16 protein-coding genes are annotated in these 16,024 nt (G+C 53.9%); 14 read left to right on the top strand and 2 right to left on the bottom strand.

Annotation, left to right across the window (positions count from 1 at the left end; genetic code table 11):
• The first annotated feature begins 27 nt into the window (after positions 1 to 27).
• Both ACJJIL_RS17320 and ACJJIL_RS17315 read left to right on the top strand, forming a co-directional pair.
• The gene (locus ACJJIL_RS17320; RefSeq protein ID WP_108731979.1) at positions 28 to 1,560 is read left to right on the top strand and encodes an inactive transglutaminase family protein; all 1,533 of its coding nucleotides are present in this window, start codon (positions 28 to 30) and stop codon (positions 1,558 to 1,560) included.
• An 8-nt stretch (positions 1,561 to 1,568) separates the two neighbouring features.
• Positions 1,569 to 2,564 (top strand): alpha-L-glutamate ligase-like protein, encoded by a 996-nt coding sequence (locus ACJJIL_RS17315; RefSeq protein ID WP_444892899.1) that lies wholly within the window; start codon positions 1,569 to 1,571, stop codon positions 2,562 to 2,564.
• A 59-nt stretch (positions 2,565 to 2,623) separates the two neighbouring features.
• Here the strand turns inward: ACJJIL_RS17315 and ACJJIL_RS17310 are convergent, their stop codons facing one another.
• The gene (locus ACJJIL_RS17310; protein WP_445360324.1) at positions 2,624 to 3,787 is read right to left on the bottom strand and encodes an acyl-CoA desaturase; all 1,164 of its coding nucleotides are present in this window, start codon (positions 3,785 to 3,787) and stop codon (positions 2,624 to 2,626) included.
• Between the two features lie 470 nt (positions 3,788 to 4,257).
• Here ACJJIL_RS17310 and ACJJIL_RS17305 point away from each other — a divergent pair, with 470 nt between their 5' ends.
• The gene (locus ACJJIL_RS17305; protein WP_445360323.1) at positions 4,258 to 6,297 is read left to right on the top strand and encodes an ATP-binding protein; all 2,040 of its coding nucleotides are present in this window, start codon (positions 4,258 to 4,260) and stop codon (positions 6,295 to 6,297) included.
• Between the two features lie 58 nt (positions 6,298 to 6,355).
• Here ACJJIL_RS17305 and ACJJIL_RS17300 read toward each other — a convergent pair whose 3' ends face one another.
• Positions 6,356 to 7,159 (bottom strand): inositol monophosphatase family protein, encoded by an 804-nt coding sequence (locus ACJJIL_RS17300; RefSeq protein ID WP_282934081.1) that lies wholly within the window; start codon positions 7,157 to 7,159, stop codon positions 6,356 to 6,358.
• A gap of 135 nt (positions 7,160 to 7,294) precedes the next feature.
• Between ACJJIL_RS17300 and trmJ the strand changes: the two genes are divergently transcribed.
• From trmJ to rlmN, 11 genes are all read left to right on the top strand, one after another.
• Entirely contained in the window at positions 7,295 to 8,086 is a 792-nt protein-coding gene (gene trmJ, locus ACJJIL_RS17295) for a tRNA (cytosine(32)/uridine(32)-2'-O)-methyltransferase TrmJ (RefSeq protein ID WP_445360322.1), read from the top strand.
• Between the two features lie 106 nt (positions 8,087 to 8,192).
• On the top strand, positions 8,193 to 8,669 hold the full coding sequence (gene iscR, locus ACJJIL_RS17290) for a Fe-S cluster assembly transcriptional regulator IscR (RefSeq protein ID WP_282934079.1): 477 nt from the start codon (positions 8,193 to 8,195) through the stop codon (positions 8,667 to 8,669).
• A 62-nt stretch (positions 8,670 to 8,731) separates the two neighbouring features.
• On the top strand, positions 8,732 to 9,946 hold the full coding sequence (locus ACJJIL_RS17285; RefSeq protein ID WP_444908430.1) for an IscS subfamily cysteine desulfurase: 1,215 nt from the start codon (positions 8,732 to 8,734) through the stop codon (positions 9,944 to 9,946).
• A gap of 27 nt (positions 9,947 to 9,973) precedes the next feature.
• Positions 9,974 to 10,396: a Fe-S cluster assembly scaffold IscU gene (gene iscU, locus ACJJIL_RS17280; protein WP_108731985.1), complete on the top strand. Its 423-nt coding sequence runs from the start codon at positions 9,974 to 9,976 to the stop codon at positions 10,394 to 10,396.
• Between the two features lie 56 nt (positions 10,397 to 10,452).
• The gene (gene iscA, locus ACJJIL_RS17275) at positions 10,453 to 10,764 is read left to right on the top strand and encodes an iron-sulfur cluster assembly protein IscA (protein WP_444895049.1); all 312 of its coding nucleotides are present in this window, start codon (positions 10,453 to 10,455) and stop codon (positions 10,762 to 10,764) included.
• Positions 10,765 to 10,900: 136 nt separating this feature from the next.
• Complete coding sequence (gene hscB, locus ACJJIL_RS17270) at positions 10,901 to 11,428, top strand: co-chaperone HscB (RefSeq protein WP_282934078.1); 528 nt, start codon at positions 10,901 to 10,903, stop codon at positions 11,426 to 11,428.
• A 63-nt stretch (positions 11,429 to 11,491) separates the two neighbouring features.
• Positions 11,492 to 13,363 (top strand): Fe-S protein assembly chaperone HscA, encoded by a 1,872-nt coding sequence (hscA, locus tag ACJJIL_RS17265; RefSeq protein ID WP_445360321.1) that lies wholly within the window; start codon positions 11,492 to 11,494, stop codon positions 13,361 to 13,363.
• A 90-nt stretch (positions 13,364 to 13,453) separates the two neighbouring features.
• Positions 13,454 to 13,792 (top strand): ISC system 2Fe-2S type ferredoxin, encoded by a 339-nt coding sequence (gene fdx, locus ACJJIL_RS17260; RefSeq protein WP_108731989.1) that lies wholly within the window; start codon positions 13,454 to 13,456, stop codon positions 13,790 to 13,792.
• Positions 13,793 to 13,816: 24 nt separating this feature from the next.
• Positions 13,817 to 14,011, top strand: coding sequence for a Fe-S cluster assembly protein IscX (gene iscX, locus ACJJIL_RS17255; protein WP_282934076.1), 195 nt, complete (start codon positions 13,817 to 13,819; stop codon positions 14,009 to 14,011).
• 281 nt (positions 14,012 to 14,292) lie between these two features.
• The gene (gene ndk, locus ACJJIL_RS17250) at positions 14,293 to 14,721 is read left to right on the top strand and encodes a nucleoside-diphosphate kinase (protein ID WP_108731991.1); all 429 of its coding nucleotides are present in this window, start codon (positions 14,293 to 14,295) and stop codon (positions 14,719 to 14,721) included.
• Positions 14,722 to 14,784: 63 nt separating this feature from the next.
• Positions 14,785 to 15,903, top strand: coding sequence for a dual-specificity RNA methyltransferase RlmN (gene rlmN, locus ACJJIL_RS17245; protein WP_282934075.1), 1,119 nt, complete (start codon positions 14,785 to 14,787; stop codon positions 15,901 to 15,903).
• Positions 15,904 to 16,024: the final 121 nt, after the last annotated feature.

Below are 16,024 nucleotides of genomic sequence, written 5' to 3'. Positions count from 1 at the left end.
GGACCTCAGAGTTACGGGGAATGGCGAATGTCGCCGCGTGTCCAAGTTTATGTAATTGCGGCGTTACTCGCATTGGTAGGAGCAGGCCTGACCGCCTATAAAAACCTCGAGTTGGGTTTTCCGCTGTTGCCGGGTGAGTACCGCACCGTGTGGACCATCGAAGCAAAAGTGGGCTTTGATGCCGATGGCGGTCCGGTAAAGGCCGCGCTGACCCTCCCGCGCGAACAGCGCAATATGGAAATACTGGGGGAGACCTTCAGCTCCTCCGGTTTTGGTTTCTATATCGCGAGAGAAGATGATGCCTATCGGGCTATTTGGTCTCGCCGGGCCGCAAGAGGCCCCCAATCTCTCTTCTATCAGCTGGATGTCTACCAGCGGCCCGGTGCTGCGCTGGCGCAGCCTCTGGATCTGAGCACTGAGATACAAAAACCCTTCCTGGGGGCTCGTGAGCAAGAAGCGGTGCGCTTGGCGATTTACTCCCTGGTTGAACAGGCCCGTGAGCGCTCTTCCGATGTGGAATCTCTCACTACCCAGTTACTATTCGAATTGAATGACGATGAAAATCAGGATCGCAACCTGATCTTCCGTCATTACGCCGACCGCTCTTTTGTGGATGTTGCCTTGCTTGTACTGGCCACAGCCGATATCCCCGCCCACCGTATTCGCGGCCTCTACCTGGAGGATGATCGACGTCGACTATCTCCAGAAGATCTGCTTGAGGTCTATGATGGCAAGCGTTGGATCGTATTTGAACCCAGCAGTGGCCAGCCTGGTGTGCCGGAAAATTTCTTTATTTGGCAGCGCGGCGGCAAGAGTCTTTTAGATCTTGAGGGCGGTCGTAACTCCCAAGTGACTTTCTCTGTGATTGCCAATGATGTCCCTGCTCGCGATGTCTCTATGCGCAGCACCAAGGATGAGAAAGATGCGCTGGTGGATTTCTCGATCTACAGTTTGCCCATTGAGCAGCAGAGTATTTTCAAGCTGATTCTGCTGGTGCCTGTGGGGGCCCTGGTGGTGGTGCTGCTGCGTGTATTTGTGGGCCTGCGCACCTCCGGTACCTTTATGCCGGTACTACTGGCAATTGCCTTTATCGAAACCCAGTTGATTACCGGTTTAGCAATTTTTACTTTGATCCTGATCCTCGGCCTTTGGGTGAGGTTCTATCTCAGTAGGCTCAACTTGCTATTGGTGTCGAGGATCGCCGCCGTCGTGGTGACGGTGGTGATAATAATGGGGGCAATCAGTGTGGTCAGCTATAAGCTGGGCATTGAGCAAGCCCTCACTGTGACTTTCTTCCCGATGATTATCCTTGCCTGGACTATCGAGCGTATGTCGATTGTGTGGGAGGAGGATGGTCCCTACGAAGTGGTGGTGCAGTCCGGGGGTAGCTTATTAGTAGCGATACTGGCTTGGTGGGTAATGACCAACCGCTATATTGAGCATTGGACATTCAACTTCCCCGAGTTACTGTTGGTATTGCTGGCCTTTATTCTGGTGGTGGGCAACTACACCGGATATCGACTCAGTGAGTTGATGCGTTTCCGTCCGCTGGTTCGCTAGGGGGCGTTATGCTGCAATTTTCAGTTAAGCATATCTTCAATAAAGTTCGCGGCGGAGTGGTATCTCCGCTGACCCTGCGCCGCATGGGGGTGTTGGGGATGAACGCGCGTAATATTGACTATATTGCGCGCTACAACGATCGCAAAAAATATCCCATCGTCGACGACAAGTTAAACACTAAGCGCGCGGCTAAAAAAGCGGGAATTCCTGTGCCTGAGCTGATCGAGGCATTTGAAAGCCCTGCCAGCCGCAAGCGAGTTATGGAGGTGATTGACCCTCTATGGCAGTTTGTAATCAAGCCGGCACGGGGCTCGGGTGGTAAAGGTATTCTCGTTATTGCCGGTCGCAACGGCGACAAATATAAAAAGATATCCGGTGCTGAAATTGATGCGCTGGATATCTTGCGGCACGTGAGCAATATTCACAGCGGCCTATACAGTCTCGGTGGCAAACCCGACAGGGTGATGGTAGAGGCCTTGGTGGACTTTGACCCGGTCTTCGATCGCTACTCTGTTGAGGGTGTGCCTGATGTGCGGGTTATTGTTTTTCGCGGTTATCCGGTGATGGCCATGCTGCGCTGCTCAACCCACGCCTCAGATGGTAAAGCCAATTTGCACCAGGGCGCTGTAGGTGTTGGTATCGACCTGGCCACGGGCAAAAGTTGTCATGCAGTAATGCGCGGGTTGCGAATTGACCAGCACCCGGATACTGAAGTGCCTTTCGATGCATTGCAGGTGCCAGGTTGGTACGAGCTGGTCCGTTTGGCGGCAAGCTGTTACGAAATGACTGGGCTGGGTTATTTAGGCTGTGACATTGTCCTGGATCGTGAACGTGGCCCCCTCTTATTGGAGGCCAATGCGCGCCCGGGATTGGCAATCCAAATTGCCAACGGTGTTGGCTTGCGAGAGCGCTTGGGCTTTATCGAAAAATTTGATGAAGAAATGTTCAGAAAAAATGTGGATGAACGGGTGGCATTTTCCATGCGCAAATTTGCCAGCGACTAGGAAAGTCCGCTAATAGATTGTCGATTTTATTATCTTTCGAAGCAATACCTATTGTCAGGTTAGGGGGTGGCTGTCCCTTCGTTTGGTCGAATTTTTCCAATTAGAATCTTTAGCCGCTTTCCTTGCATTTTGAGTCCATATTCAAGTTCTTGTATTTTCGTTTGGATCGAAGTGAGTTCCCACTCGCTGGGTGGCTGACCATGTTTTTCTCCATGGCGTAAAAATTGAAGGGATTTCCAGTTCTTCAATAACTTGGCGAATCCACGAGCCTCACTTTCCAGAATCTCTTGCCAGCTCTCTTTATCTTTAATCTTTTCAATTTTCTCCCTGGCTTGTTTGAAAAGCTGCTCTACCTTTACTTTTTGGATCTGAATAGGTGGAATAACCCTTAAATTATAGGTGAGTCCAACAAGGCTCAATGATTTGATCAACCATTTGGTAGGGTCATACTGGAACCAGCGAATACCACTTCGATAATCTATCTGAAAGGTGTGGTGATAGTTGTGATAACCCTCGCCAAATACAAATAGGTTGAGGAAAGCGTTATCTCTTGCGCTGATTGATCCCTTATAGGGGCGCCGGCCCCATAAATGCCCAAATGAGTTAATCATAAAAGTAGTGTGATGATTAACCACAAGGCGCAATACTCCGGCCAGCAAAACCATACCGAGAACGTCTCCAGTAATGATCCCCAAGATTATAGGTAGGCCAAGGTTCATGGCAATAATGATGGGAACATAGTTATTGTGTTGCCACATTACCAACTTGTCCCTTTGAAGATCCTTAACATTTTTGTAATCGAGATAACTGCTGGGATATTCGTGCATCATCCAGTCCATATGGGAGAACCAGAAGCCGCGCCCTGCTGAATAGGGGTCTCGATTGTTATCGTCGATAAATTGATGATGGTATCTATGGCTTGCACACCAATTTAAAGTGGTGTTTTGCATGGCTGCCGCACTGAATAAAATAAATAAAAGTCGAATTGACCAGTGGGCTTCGTAGCTTTTGTGTGACCACAACCTGTGATTTCCTGCTGCTATAGAAAAGCTGCAAAGTGCACCAAAAATGGCAAATGCAAGCCCTTGATACCAGTGGTACCCGTAGACAAATCCATAAATCGGTACTGCGGTAAGTGCTAACAAACCTGTGCTGGCAAATAAAATTGTGGGTATCCAAAAACGTTTTCGCTGATTGCTGGAACTTAGAGGAGTTGCATTCATAGCAGGCCCCCTTTATTGAGGATTGCCCATGACTATTTTGAGAGAGGGGGGGAGGTATTTCCTTTGGCCAGATTTAAATTTTTCTTCGTAGCTTTTCACTTGAATGCATTGTTTTGGTGCATTTTGGCTGCCTGAAGGATCGCATTGGTTCGCTATTCCACAGAAGCGCTGGGGTATGAGAGCTAAGTCCTTAAAAAACACAGTTTTGAAAGTTGGCATAAGGGTTGCATTGGTAATTGTGCGGGGCAAAGGACCCGCATTTCGGGAGAGTTTCTTAGGGTTATGGCAAACCATTAACACTGGGTGACTTCCCGTTTTCTCTCATCATCGCTGATTACGGCCCCGCATTGCGGGGCCTTTTTTTTGCCCGCACTTTGCGCAAAGCTCATAATGCTTTAGTTTAGGGTCTCCCGAGGCGTTCCCAAATTTGACGGCCCCGGGAGAGAGGCTCTCTTTTATGGCAAGGATGCATGAGCCAGGTAATTAATGAGCTAATTTCGATAGTCGAGCCCTGTGTGTCAGAGTCACTAACCCCAAATCCGTCCAGCGCAGTGTTCCAGTTGGCAACCAGCGATGAGCTCTCTTCTTTGGATGCATCGCGCTTGCCTCGTCATACCGCTTGTTTGCAAGATTTGTTTTTGGATTCAGATTGCGGGTTGTGGGAGTGGCATCCGGATTCCGGTGCCCAGCGTGCTCAGGGTGAAATTTGGCTCCTGTTTGCAGAAACTGCAGAACTTGCTTTGACTTCCCTGTGGACGGGTGATGAATTGCGTTCGGTTCACTCTGATGAGCGGGATCGAATTATCACTGTGCGGCGTCGTCTTACTAACAAAGGTGGACACTTCGATACTACTTTTCGGGCCTACGACAGTCTCGGTCAGTTGCGCTGGTTACGATTGCGGGGACGCGCAATAAACCTCGAGGATGACAGTGGATTTGTTGTGATTGGAAGTTGCGCTGACTTCACTGAAACTTTGGCCCAGCGCTACCTATCCAACCTGCCTGGCGAGCGCCCCTTACAAACACTGTCTGGAGTTGGCGATGGTTTATGGGAGTGGGATCTACGCGCAGATGAAATGGTGCTTGATGATGCCTGCTGGGGGATTTTGGGTTACGAAGTGAGCCCGATACGCAGTATCGGTATTTCAGCCGCGGAGCAGTGGAAGGCTCGAATTTTAGCGGAGGACTTCCCTCGGGTTGAGCAGTCCATGCGGGATCATGTGCGCGAGGGGTTACCGCTCGATGTGGAATTTCGTATCTGGCGTTCGGATAGCAGTGTGGTTTGGGTTCGCTGCCGCGGCAAGGCCCAATTAAATAGTCGCGGTCAGCCAGTGCGGGTGTTGGGAGTTTTACAAGACGTCAGCCGCAGCCGGGAAAGGCTTTCGCAAATGGAGCGGGAGCTGGAGTTACAGCGGGAGGAAAATGCGCATCGGGCAGATTTATTATTTAGCCTGAGCCATGAATTACGTACACCACTTAATGCAATTTTAGGTTACAGCCAAATTGTCGAATTAGATCAGAGTCTCAACGCAGACCAGCGTCAGCGCTTATCAGAGATTCGTCGCGCGGGGCAGCATTTATTGCATTTGGTCGGCGATGTATTGGAGCTGGCCAGAATCGACAGTAGGCGTTTGGGCCCCTCGATGGAATTAATTCGTCCGGCCGATTTGGTTGCAGAATGTAAACGTTTACTCGAGCCCCTGGCTGAAACCCGTCGCGTAAGTTTGATGTTTGAGCCTCTCGGCTGGGAGTCCGCTTATATTTGTGCGGACCCAGTGCGCTATAAGCAAGTTGTATTGAACCTGGCGGGCAACGCGGTGAAATACAACCGTGAAAATGGCCGTGTCATTATTAATTTTACGCCGCAGGCCGATGGCTGGTTGAGACTGAATATTTTGGATACCGGCAAGGGGATTGCAGCAGAGAGACGCAAAGAAGTTTTTGAGCCCTTTAATCGTCTGGGGGAGGAAAAAGGGCATATCGAGGGTACGGGTGTCGGTCTTGCAATTGCCAAGCGTCTGGCGGAGGCGATGGGAGGGCGGATCGATTTTGACAGTCAGGAAGGGCAGGGGTCAGTATTTTGGGTTGAATTCCCAATGGTTGATGCAGCGGAGTCTTTCCTGTCATTTGCAAGTTCTGTTGATGCCCCGTCAACATTACCCGACTGTAGATTGCTGCTAGTGGATAACCGCCCTGAAAGCGTGGCTCGGGTGGAAAAACTTTTGCAGGGGGCGCCGCAAGTACAGCTTTCTGTGGCCGCAGATGTTGTTGAGGCCATATTTATGGCGCGTACCCAAGCACCGGATGTGGTGTTGTTTCACAATACCTTACCGGGAATGTCGGTTGGGGATTTGGTAAGTATCCTCAAGCAGGATCAAGTCACTCAAAAAACCTGTTTGGTGGTTATGGGAGGAGAGGCTTCCTCGGGGGTGACAACCGCTTTGCCGGATAACTTTGATCGACCGCAGCTTGCGCGAGTTTTGATGGAGTGTTTGACGGGGAAGAGCTGAGTTGCACTTTTGGAATCAGCACCCCGGCATCTTATTTGCCGGAGTGCCGTTCAGGATTTTAGCGTATGTGCCCCATATGTTTGCCCACGATTTTCACCAGGGGCTTAAATACTTTCGGAGTTGCACAGACCAAGTGGCCGGAGTCCAGGTAGTCTTCACCACCGCGGAAATCGCTGATCAGGCCGCCGGCTTCTTTGACCAACAGGGAGCCCGCTGCGATATCCCAGGTGTTCAGGTACATCTCCCAGAAACCGTCGAATCGCCCGGCAGCAACATAGGCAAGATCCAGCGCTGCAGCGCCGGGGCGGCGGATTCCCGCAGTTTGCCCAGCGATATCTTTTAGGGCGGCTAGGTAGGCGTCGATGTTATCCAACGGCAGGCCGTTGAAGGGAATGCCGGTGCCAATCAGAGAGCCGCGCATGCCCTGGCGTGAAGAGACGCGGATACGGCGGCCATTCAGGGCAGCGCCGCGACCGCGACTTGCGGTAAATTCTTCGCGTTTGATGGGGTCCAGTACGACTGCGTGCTCAATGCGGCCACGATAGCGACAGGCGATAGAAACAGCGAACTGTGGGACGCCGTGGATAAAATTGGTGGTGCCATCGAGGGGATCGATAATCCACTCGTAATCGGGCTCTGCGCCCTCTTGCAGGCCGCTTTCTTCAGCGCGGATGCTGTGCTTGGGGTAGGCCTTGCGCAGGTGATAGATAATCTCCTGTTCGCTGGCCTTATCCACTTCAGTAACGAAATCGTTGCGCGTCTTTTCTTCGAATTTCATCAGGTCGCCGCGCTCCCAGGCCCGTTCGATCAGTTCTCCTGCCTTACGCGCCGCGCGCAGGGCAATATTTAGCATGGGTTCCATAACTATTCCGCACAAAGTGGTTAAAGGGGTTAAAAAGCAGGCCGCAGGTTAACTGCGACGGACGCGATTGTAGGGATTCCGATTGGTTTTTGCTACACTCGCGCGCCCCCATGACACCGATTTATTACTTTCAGTATGGCCAAGTCACCTTTAGACACGACTCCACTTGCCGCGCTCGACAATGTGCGCGTGGTTCTGGTTAACAGCGCACACCCCGGAAATATTGGTGGTGCGGCGCGCGCGCTCAAGAATATGGGCCTGAGTCAGCTGTACCTGGTAGCGCCTCGGGAATTTCCTGCAGCCAATGCTGTTTGGCGTGCAGCCGGGGCAGCTGAGTTGCTCGATAGCGCCGTTGTGGTGGATACCCTGGAAGAAGCCGTGGCTGATTGTGGTCTTGTTGTGGCCACCAGCGCTCGCGAGCGCCGAATCCCTTGGCCCCTGCTGACCCCGCGCCAGTGTGGAGAGCGTACCGTCGTCGAGGCCGCGTCTCATCCGGTTGCTTTGGTGTTTGGCCGCGAGGATCGAGGGCTTACCAACGAAGAGTTACAGGCCTGTAACTACCATGTGCATATTCCTGCTAACCCGGAATACAGCTCCCTGAACCTGGCGACTGCTGTACAGGTACTTGCCTACGAAGTGCGTATGGCGGCCCTGGAAGCGGAAAAGGGTGAGCCTGTGAATTACACCGATTGGGATCGCCCACCGGCCAAGGCCAGCGATATGGAGTTGTACTTCGATCACCTGCAACAGGCGCTGGGCGAGCTGGGCTTTATTGACCCGGATAACCCCCGTCAGACAATGACCCGCCTGCGCCGACTGTATAGTCGGGTGCGCCCCGATGATATGGAGCTGGGTATCCTGCGCGGTATGTTGACCTCAATCCAGAATTACATTCATCGCTCTGGTGGTAAGGGGCGACCCGACTAGTTGAGTACCCGAGTGTCCCGCTGGGTTATATACTTGACTACAGTAGTGGGTTATTCCATACTCGCGCCCCGATCGGAAAAGGGCTGTACATCAGTTGGGAGCTGATATGCGTTTGACAACCAAAGGCCGCTACGCGGTGACTGCCATGCTGGACCTGGCGTTGCACGCTGATCGCGGACCGATCAGTCTGGCAGACATATCCAAGCGCCAGGGTATATCGCTGTCCTACCTGGAGCAGCTGTTCTCCCGGTTGCGGCATTCTGGGCTGGTGTCCAGTGTGCGCGGGCCCGGCGGTGGTTATCGCCTGGCGCGGGATGGTGAAGAGATTTTTGTGGCGCAGATCATTGATGCGGTCAATGAGTCTGTAGATGCCACCAGCTGCGGCGGCAATGCAGATTGCGCCAATGGCGAACAGTGCCTGACCCACTACCTCTGGTCAGACTTGAGCGATCAGATTCATAGCTTCCTCAGCAGTATCAGCTTGGCCAACCTGGTTTCCCGAGCTGAGGTGCAGGAAGTTGCGCGTCGGCAAGATATGCGCGAGGCGCCGGAAGAGAGGGTCGCTGTACTCGGCGGCCTGTGATTGGGGCCCAAACGGGCCAGCAGACAGATATTAGAGATTTACTAAGCGGAAACGGTATGACTATGAAGCTTCCCATCTATCTGGACTATTCGGCTACCTGTCCGGTTGACCCACGCGTCGCCAAGAAAATGGCAGAGCAGCTGACGATGGAAGGCAATTTCGGCAATCCGGCCTCCCGCTCCCACCTGTTTGGTTGGAAAGCGGAAGAAGCAGTGGAGAATGCCCGACGCCAGGTGGCGGAGCTGATCAACGCCGATCCGCGCGAAATTGTCTGGACCAGCGGTGCCACCGAGTCCGACAACCTGGGTATCAAGGGTGCGGCCCATTTCTACCAGAGTCGCGGCAAGCACATCATTACCTCCAAAATTGAGCACAAAGCGGTTTTGGATACCTGCCGCCAGCTGGAGCGGGAAGGTTTTGAAGTGACCTACCTGAATCCCCGTGAAGACGGCATCGTCTATCCGGAGCAGGTTGAGGAAGCCATGCGCGAGGACACCACTGTGGTGAGCCTGATGCACGTTAACAACGAGATCGGGGTGATCAACGATATCGCTGCGATCGGCGAACTGTGTCGCTCTCGCAAAGTTATTTTCCATGTGGACGCGGCCCAGAGCGCCGGCAAGTTGCCGATCGACCTTCAGGAAATGAAAGTTGACCTGATGTCCTTCTCCGGCCACAAAATTTACGGCCCCAAAGGTATCGGTGCCCTTTACGTACGCCGCAAGCCCCGCGTCCGTCTGGAAGCCCAGATGCACGGTGGCGGCCACGAGCGCGGTATGCGCTCCGGTACCCTGCCGACTCACCAGATTGTCGGTATGGGCGAAGCCTTTGGTATTGCTAAAGAAGAAATGGCTCAGGAAGCCGAGCGTCTGCGCTCTCTGCGCGACCGTTTCTGGGATCAGATCAAGGATATGGAAGAGGTCCATATCAACGGTTCCGCCGAGCAGCGAATTCCGGGCAACCTGAACGTGAGCTTTGCGTTTGTAGAAGGTGAGAGCCTGATCATGTCGCTGCGCGACCTGGCGATCTCCTCCGGTTCCGCCTGTACCTCTGCGAGCCTGGAGCCCAGCTACGTACTGCGAGCCCTGGGTGTTAACGACGAATTGGCGCACAGCTCACTGCGCTTCAGCTTCGGTCGTTTTACCAGCGAGAGTGATGTCGACACCGCTGCCGCAGAAGTGCGCAAGGCAGTGGAGAAACTACGTGAATTGTCACCGCTTTGGGATATGTACAAAGACGGCGTAGACCTGAACAAGATTGAATGGGCCGCTCACTAAGCGCGCGCAAGAGTTAGGAGAAAAGTCATGGCCTATAGCGATAAAGTAATTGACCACTACGAGCACCCCCGCAATGTTGGACGTATGGACGACAAGGCGGACAATGTAGGTACCGGTATGGTGGGCGCGCCCGCCTGTGGTGACGTGATGCGCCTACAGATTCAGGTAAGCGACGAGGGCGTTATCGAAGACGCCAAGTTCAAGACCTACGGCTGTGGTTCCGCCATTGCCTCCAGCTCCCTCCTGACCGAGTGGGTGAAAGGCAAGACGATCGACGAAGCGGAGCAGATCAAGAACACTGCCATTGCAGAGGAGCTGGCGCTGCCGCCGGTAAAAATCCACTGCTCGGTTCTCGCTGAAGATGCGATCAAGGCTGCGGTTCGCGATATCCGTGAAAAGCGCGGTGAGTCTGATGACGCTGTAGAAGCCAAGGAATCTGCGGCGGGTTAACTTTTCGTCCAAATGTAGCGTCTAAACATAGCGAAGGTGTTGTTTTGGCTATTAGCATGACCGAGGCCGCTGAGGCCCACATTCAAAGTCAATTGGCCAAGCGAGGCAAGGGAATCGGCATTCGTGTCGGTGTCAAAACGGCCGGCTGTTCCGGTCTCGCCTATGTGCTGGAATTTGTCGATTCGTTCGAAGCCGAAGATACGGTATTTGAGCAAAACGGCGTTAAGTTGGTGGTGGACCCCAAGAGTCTGGTTTACCTCGACGGCACCCAGCTGGATTTCGTCAAGGAAGGCCTGAACGAAGGCTTCACCTTCTCGAATCCCAATGTAAAAAATGAGTGTGGCTGCGGCGAGAGTTTCCACGTCTGATTCGCTCTCGCCCCACAAGGCCGGGTGCGCTGCGCATACCGGCCTTTTTATTGGCCCCTCGGACAGTTGGGGGCCGTGCAGCAGTAAGCGGCAACTTCAGCCGCGTCCCAGGCTGTGCCCCAGTAGGTATATTCAGATGGCAACCAACCTGAACCATTTCGAAGTTTTTGGTCTGCAACCCGCGTTCGCGGTCGATCGCAGTGCCCTGGCGACCCGCTACCGGGAATTACAGCGGGAATTCCACCCGGACAAATACGCTTCCCATTCCGAGGGCGAACAATTGTTGGCCATCAAAATGGCGGCTCAGATCAATGAGGCGCACACCGTTTTGCGCGACCCAGTACAGCGCGCCGCCTACCTACTCAAGTTGGCCGGGGTAGATGTGCCACCTGAGCAGACCACCAAAGATACTGAATTTTTGATGCAGCAGATGATGTTGCGCGAGCGCCTGGAAGAAGTGCGCGAGCAGCCCGATCCTGCAGCTGCGCTGGATGAGCTCAGTGCTGAGGCGCGGGGGCTGATCTCCAGTGAGGAACAGCGGTTTGCCGAAACTTATGACGGGGGCGATCTGGGCGCAGCAGAGGACTCGCTGCGCAAGCTTCAGTTCCTGGCCAAGCTTGAGAAACAAATTGACGAGCTGGAAGAAGACCTTTTCAACGACTAGTTGCGAGAGCACTGACTGAGAGGGCCAGACGGTACCGCGCCCCGCTTAAAGAAGAGATAACTAATGGCATTACTGCAGATTTCTGAACCGGGCCAGAGCCCAGCTCCCCACCAGCGCAAGCATGCAGTGGGTATCGATTTGGGGACCACCAACTCACTGGTAGCGACCGTGCGCAGTGGATCGGCAGAGGCCATTGCCGATGAGCAGGGTGAAGTGATCCTGCCGTCAGCGGTGCACTATGGAGCCGAGGCGATTACCGTGGGTGCTGAAGCCCGCGCGTGCGCTGCAGAAGACCCCTACAACACCATGATTTCTATCAAGCGCCTGATGGGGCGAGGTGTTGCGGATATCAAAAGTTTTGGTGAGCAGCTGCCCTATCGCCTGGCTGATAGCAGTGGCGGTATGCCTTCGATTGAAACTGCAGCCGGACCGGTAAACCCGGTGCAGGTATCGGCAGAAATCCTGAAAAAACTGGCCGCGCGCGGCCGCGAAGCGCTCTATGGCAAAGCGGGCGGTGAGCTGGATGGTGCGGTGATCACCGTGCCGGCCTACTTCGATGATGCCCAGCGCCAAGCGACCAAAGACGCCGCCCAACTGGCGGGCCTGAAAGTCCTGCGCCTGCTCAACGAGCCCACAGCAGCGGCTGTTGCCTACGGCCTGGATAAAGGCGAAGAGGGTGTGATCGCGGTCTATGATCTCGGTGGCGGCACCTTCGATATCTCTATTCTGCGCCTGTCCCGGGGTGTGTTTGAAGTCATGTCTACCGGCGGCGATACAGCCCTTGGTGGCGACGATTTCGATCGCACTATCGCTTCCTGGATCGCCGAGCAAGTGGGATTGGGTACCGATCTCGACGCCGCGACCCAGCGAGTCCTGTTAGACAGCGCCTGTGCTGCGAAAGAATCCCTGTCCAGTGTCGAGCAAGTGGAAGTGCAATACGGCGACTGGTCCGGTGTGCTTGACCGCGACACCATGGCTTCACTGCTGGACCCCCTGATCGACAAAACCCTACGCGCCTGCAAGCGCGCCCTGCGCGACGCCGGTATCAGTGCCGATGAGGTGCAGGAAGTGGTTCTGGTGGGTGGCTCCACCCGTACTCTGCGCGTGCGCGAGCGGGTTGAGGGTTATTTTGGCCGTCCCCCCCATGCGGAAATTGACCCCGACCAAGTGGTAGCAATCGGCGCCGCGATTCAGGCTGATGTACTGGTGGGCAATAAGTCCAGCGAAGAACTGCTGCTGTTGGATGTTATTCCCCTTTCCCTCGGGATTGAAACCATGGGCGGCCTCGCGGAAAAACTGATTGATCGCAACACGACCATCCCCGTCTCCAAAGCCCAGGAGTTCACCACTTTTAAAGATGGCCAGACTGCCATGGCGATCCATGTCGTGCAGGGCGAGCGGGAGCTGGTGAGTGACTGTCGCTCACTGGCGCGCTTTGAATTGCGCGGCATACCGCCGATGGTGGCCGGCGCCGCCCATATCCGTGTGACTTTCCAGGTGGATGCTGACGGTCTTTTATCAGTGACAGCCATGGAAAAAAGCAGTGGTGTCAGTGCCGATATTACGGTTAAACCGTCTTATGGGCTGGAGGACAAGGATATTGCGCGAATGCTGCAGGAATCCTACACCCACGCCGCTGAGGATATCGCCCTGCGTGCCCTGCGCGAGGCCCAGGTGGAAGCGGAGAGAACCCTGGAAAGCATGTTGGTGGCCCTGCGTGAGAACGGTGCCGAGCTGCTGGACGAAGGTGAGTTAAACGAGCTTGAGCACGCGATGGAAGCTCTGCGCCTGGCCCATAACGGCGGCGACGCAGAGGAAATTCGTCGTCGTATCGAAGCCTTGAATAAGCTGTCTGAGCCTTTTGCTGCCAAGCGTATGGATGCCTCCATTAAGCGCGCTATGCAGGGCCACAGCTTGGATGAATTTGATAAATAACCATGATCAGGCGCAGACTCTGCGCTGCCGGCGGCCGGGGAGTCGTTACTTTCTCCCCGTCGGATTGAGACCACAGAGGTTCAGTACCCCATGCCGAAGATAGTATTTTTACCCCATCCGGAAATGTGCCCTGAGGGCAAAGTGGTGGAAGCGGAGAGCGGTGTCAGCGTGATCGACGCGGCCCTGGCCAACGATATTGAAATTGAGCACGCCTGTGAAAAAGCCTGTGCTTGTACCACCTGCCACGTCATTGTGCGCGAGGGCTTCGATTCTCTTGAAGAGCCGGACGAGCTTGAAGAGGACCTGCTGGATAAAGCCTGGGGCTTGGAACCGGAGTCTCGCCTGTCCTGTCAGGCGATTGTGGAGGATGAAGACCTGGTGGTCGAGATTCCCAAGTACACCATCAACCAGGTGTCGGAAAAGCATTGACCTGCACGCTGAGGAAGCCGAATCATGAAGTGGACTGATATTCACGATATTGCCATAGAGTTGAGCGAAGCTCACGAGGATGTGGACCCACTGACGGTCAACTTTGTCGACCTGCGCAACTGGGTGATGGCGCTGCCCGGATTTGATGACGATCCCGATCGCTGCGGAGAGAAAATCCTCGAAGCGATCCAGGCTGCCTGGATCGAAGAGCAGGAGTAACCGGCCTTCGGGGGCAGTATTGGCAAGAGAGTACAAAAGTCGATCAATACCCCGTATAATCCGCCGGCCGCGAAATGCGGTGATCAAAAATTGAGTACCCCCGGTGGGTATGAAAGGAATATCAGGGAAGAGCAACTGAGTAGGTTGCTCTTTCTTTATGTAGGGAGCCTCTGAACAATCCCGCAACACCTCTGCGAGCCGTGAAGGCCCGCCCTGTGGGGCTTACAGAGTTGTTTGGAGACTCCTAAGTTAAGTTACAAAAAATCAATTTGGAGATAACCATGGCCCTGGAGCGTACCCTTTCTATCATCAAGCCGGACGCAGTAGCCAAGAATGTAATCGGTGAAATCGAGAGCCGTTTTGAGAAAGCTGGCCTGAGCATTGTTGCCATGAAGATGGTTCAACTGTCCCGCGAAAAAGCTGAAGGTTTCTACGCTGAGCACAAAGAGCGTCCTTTCTTCAAAGACCTGGTTGACTTCATGACTTCCGGTCCAGTTGTTGTACAGGTTCTGGAAGGCGAGAACGCTATCCTGGCAAACCGCGACCTGATGGGTGCTACCAACCCTAAAGAAGCTGCTGCTGGCACCATCCGCGCTGACTTCGCTGACAGCATCGACGCCAACGCTGTACACGGTTCCGACTCCGCAGAGTCCGCTGCTCGCGAAGTAAGCTACTTCTTCGCCGACGACGAAATCTGCGCGCGCGCTTAATCCGCGCCACAAATCGCACCGGTCTGTCCGGACCGGTGCAATTCTTCCCCCGAGGTGAAATGAATGACCACAGAGAAAACCAACCTGCTCGGCCTTTCAGTAGAAAAGCTGGCCGCCTTTTTTGAATCATTGGGCGAGAAGCGCTTCCGCGCTGTTCAGGTTTTAAAGTGGATTCACCAGAATGGGGTTGATGATTTTGCTGAGATGACCAATGTCAGCAAGGCCCTGCGTCAAAAGTTGACGGAAGTGGCCGAAGTCCGTGCCCCAGAAGTATTGAATCAGTGGGATTCCGCCGATGGCACACGGAAATGGTTAATTAAAGTTTCCGGTGGCAATGCTATCGAGACTGTCTATATCCCCGATGGTGATCGCGGTACCCTTTGTGTCTCCTCCCAGGTGGGCTGTTCCCTGGATTGCAGCTTTTGTGCAACTGGCAAGCAGGGCTTTAACCGCGATTTAACGGCGGCAGAAATTATCGGGCAGGTCTGGATTGCCTGTAAATCTTTCGGTCAATTGGATCCGAAAGGACCGCGCAAGGTTACCAACGTGGTAATGATGGGCATGGGTGAACCGCTGCTCAATTTCGACAATGTGGTCGATTCCATGAACCTGATGATGGAAGACAACGCCTACGGTATTTCCAAGCGCCGCGTTACTCTGTCGACCTCCGGTGTAGTGCCCGCACTGGACCGCCTCGCCGATGTGACCGATGTGAGCCTGGCAATTTCCCTGCATGCGCCCAACGATGAATTGCGTAACGAGTTGGTGCCGATCAATAAAAAATACCCTATTGCGGTGCTACTGGATTCCGCCAAGCGCTACATCGACCGCATGCCGGATACGCACCGTAAAATGACCATTGAATACACGCTGATGCGCGAGGTTAACGACCGCCCGGAGCACGCTGAGCAATTAGCGGAGCTGCTTAAAGAGATTCCGGTGAAAATTAACCTGATTCCCTTTAACCCGTTTGAGTTGTCCGACTACCAGCGAGTGAGTAATAATGCACTGCGTCGCTTCCAGCAGATTTTGCTCGACAAAGGTTATACCGTGACTGTGCGCACTACACGCGGCGATGATATTGATGCGGCCTGTGGTCAGTTGGCGGGCAGTGTTAATGACCGCACCCGCCGCTCCGAGCGCTACCGCAATGCGGAGCGCCCCGTTCGTATTGTTAACTAGTCGCTGGTAATTTTTTGTATAGGTTGCCAACTTGTTGGCAGCCTATTGGCTTCGATTTCCCCCTTCCCAAAAAAACTCTGTTCAGCCTGAAATTTCCTTTCTATTCTATTTTTCGTGTCAA

The organism is Microbulbifer maximicatervae (SeqCode), assembly GCF_052468095.1.
The sequence above is the reverse complement of the archived record's forward strand: the minus strand, read 5'-3'. Positions and strand labels throughout refer to the sequence as shown.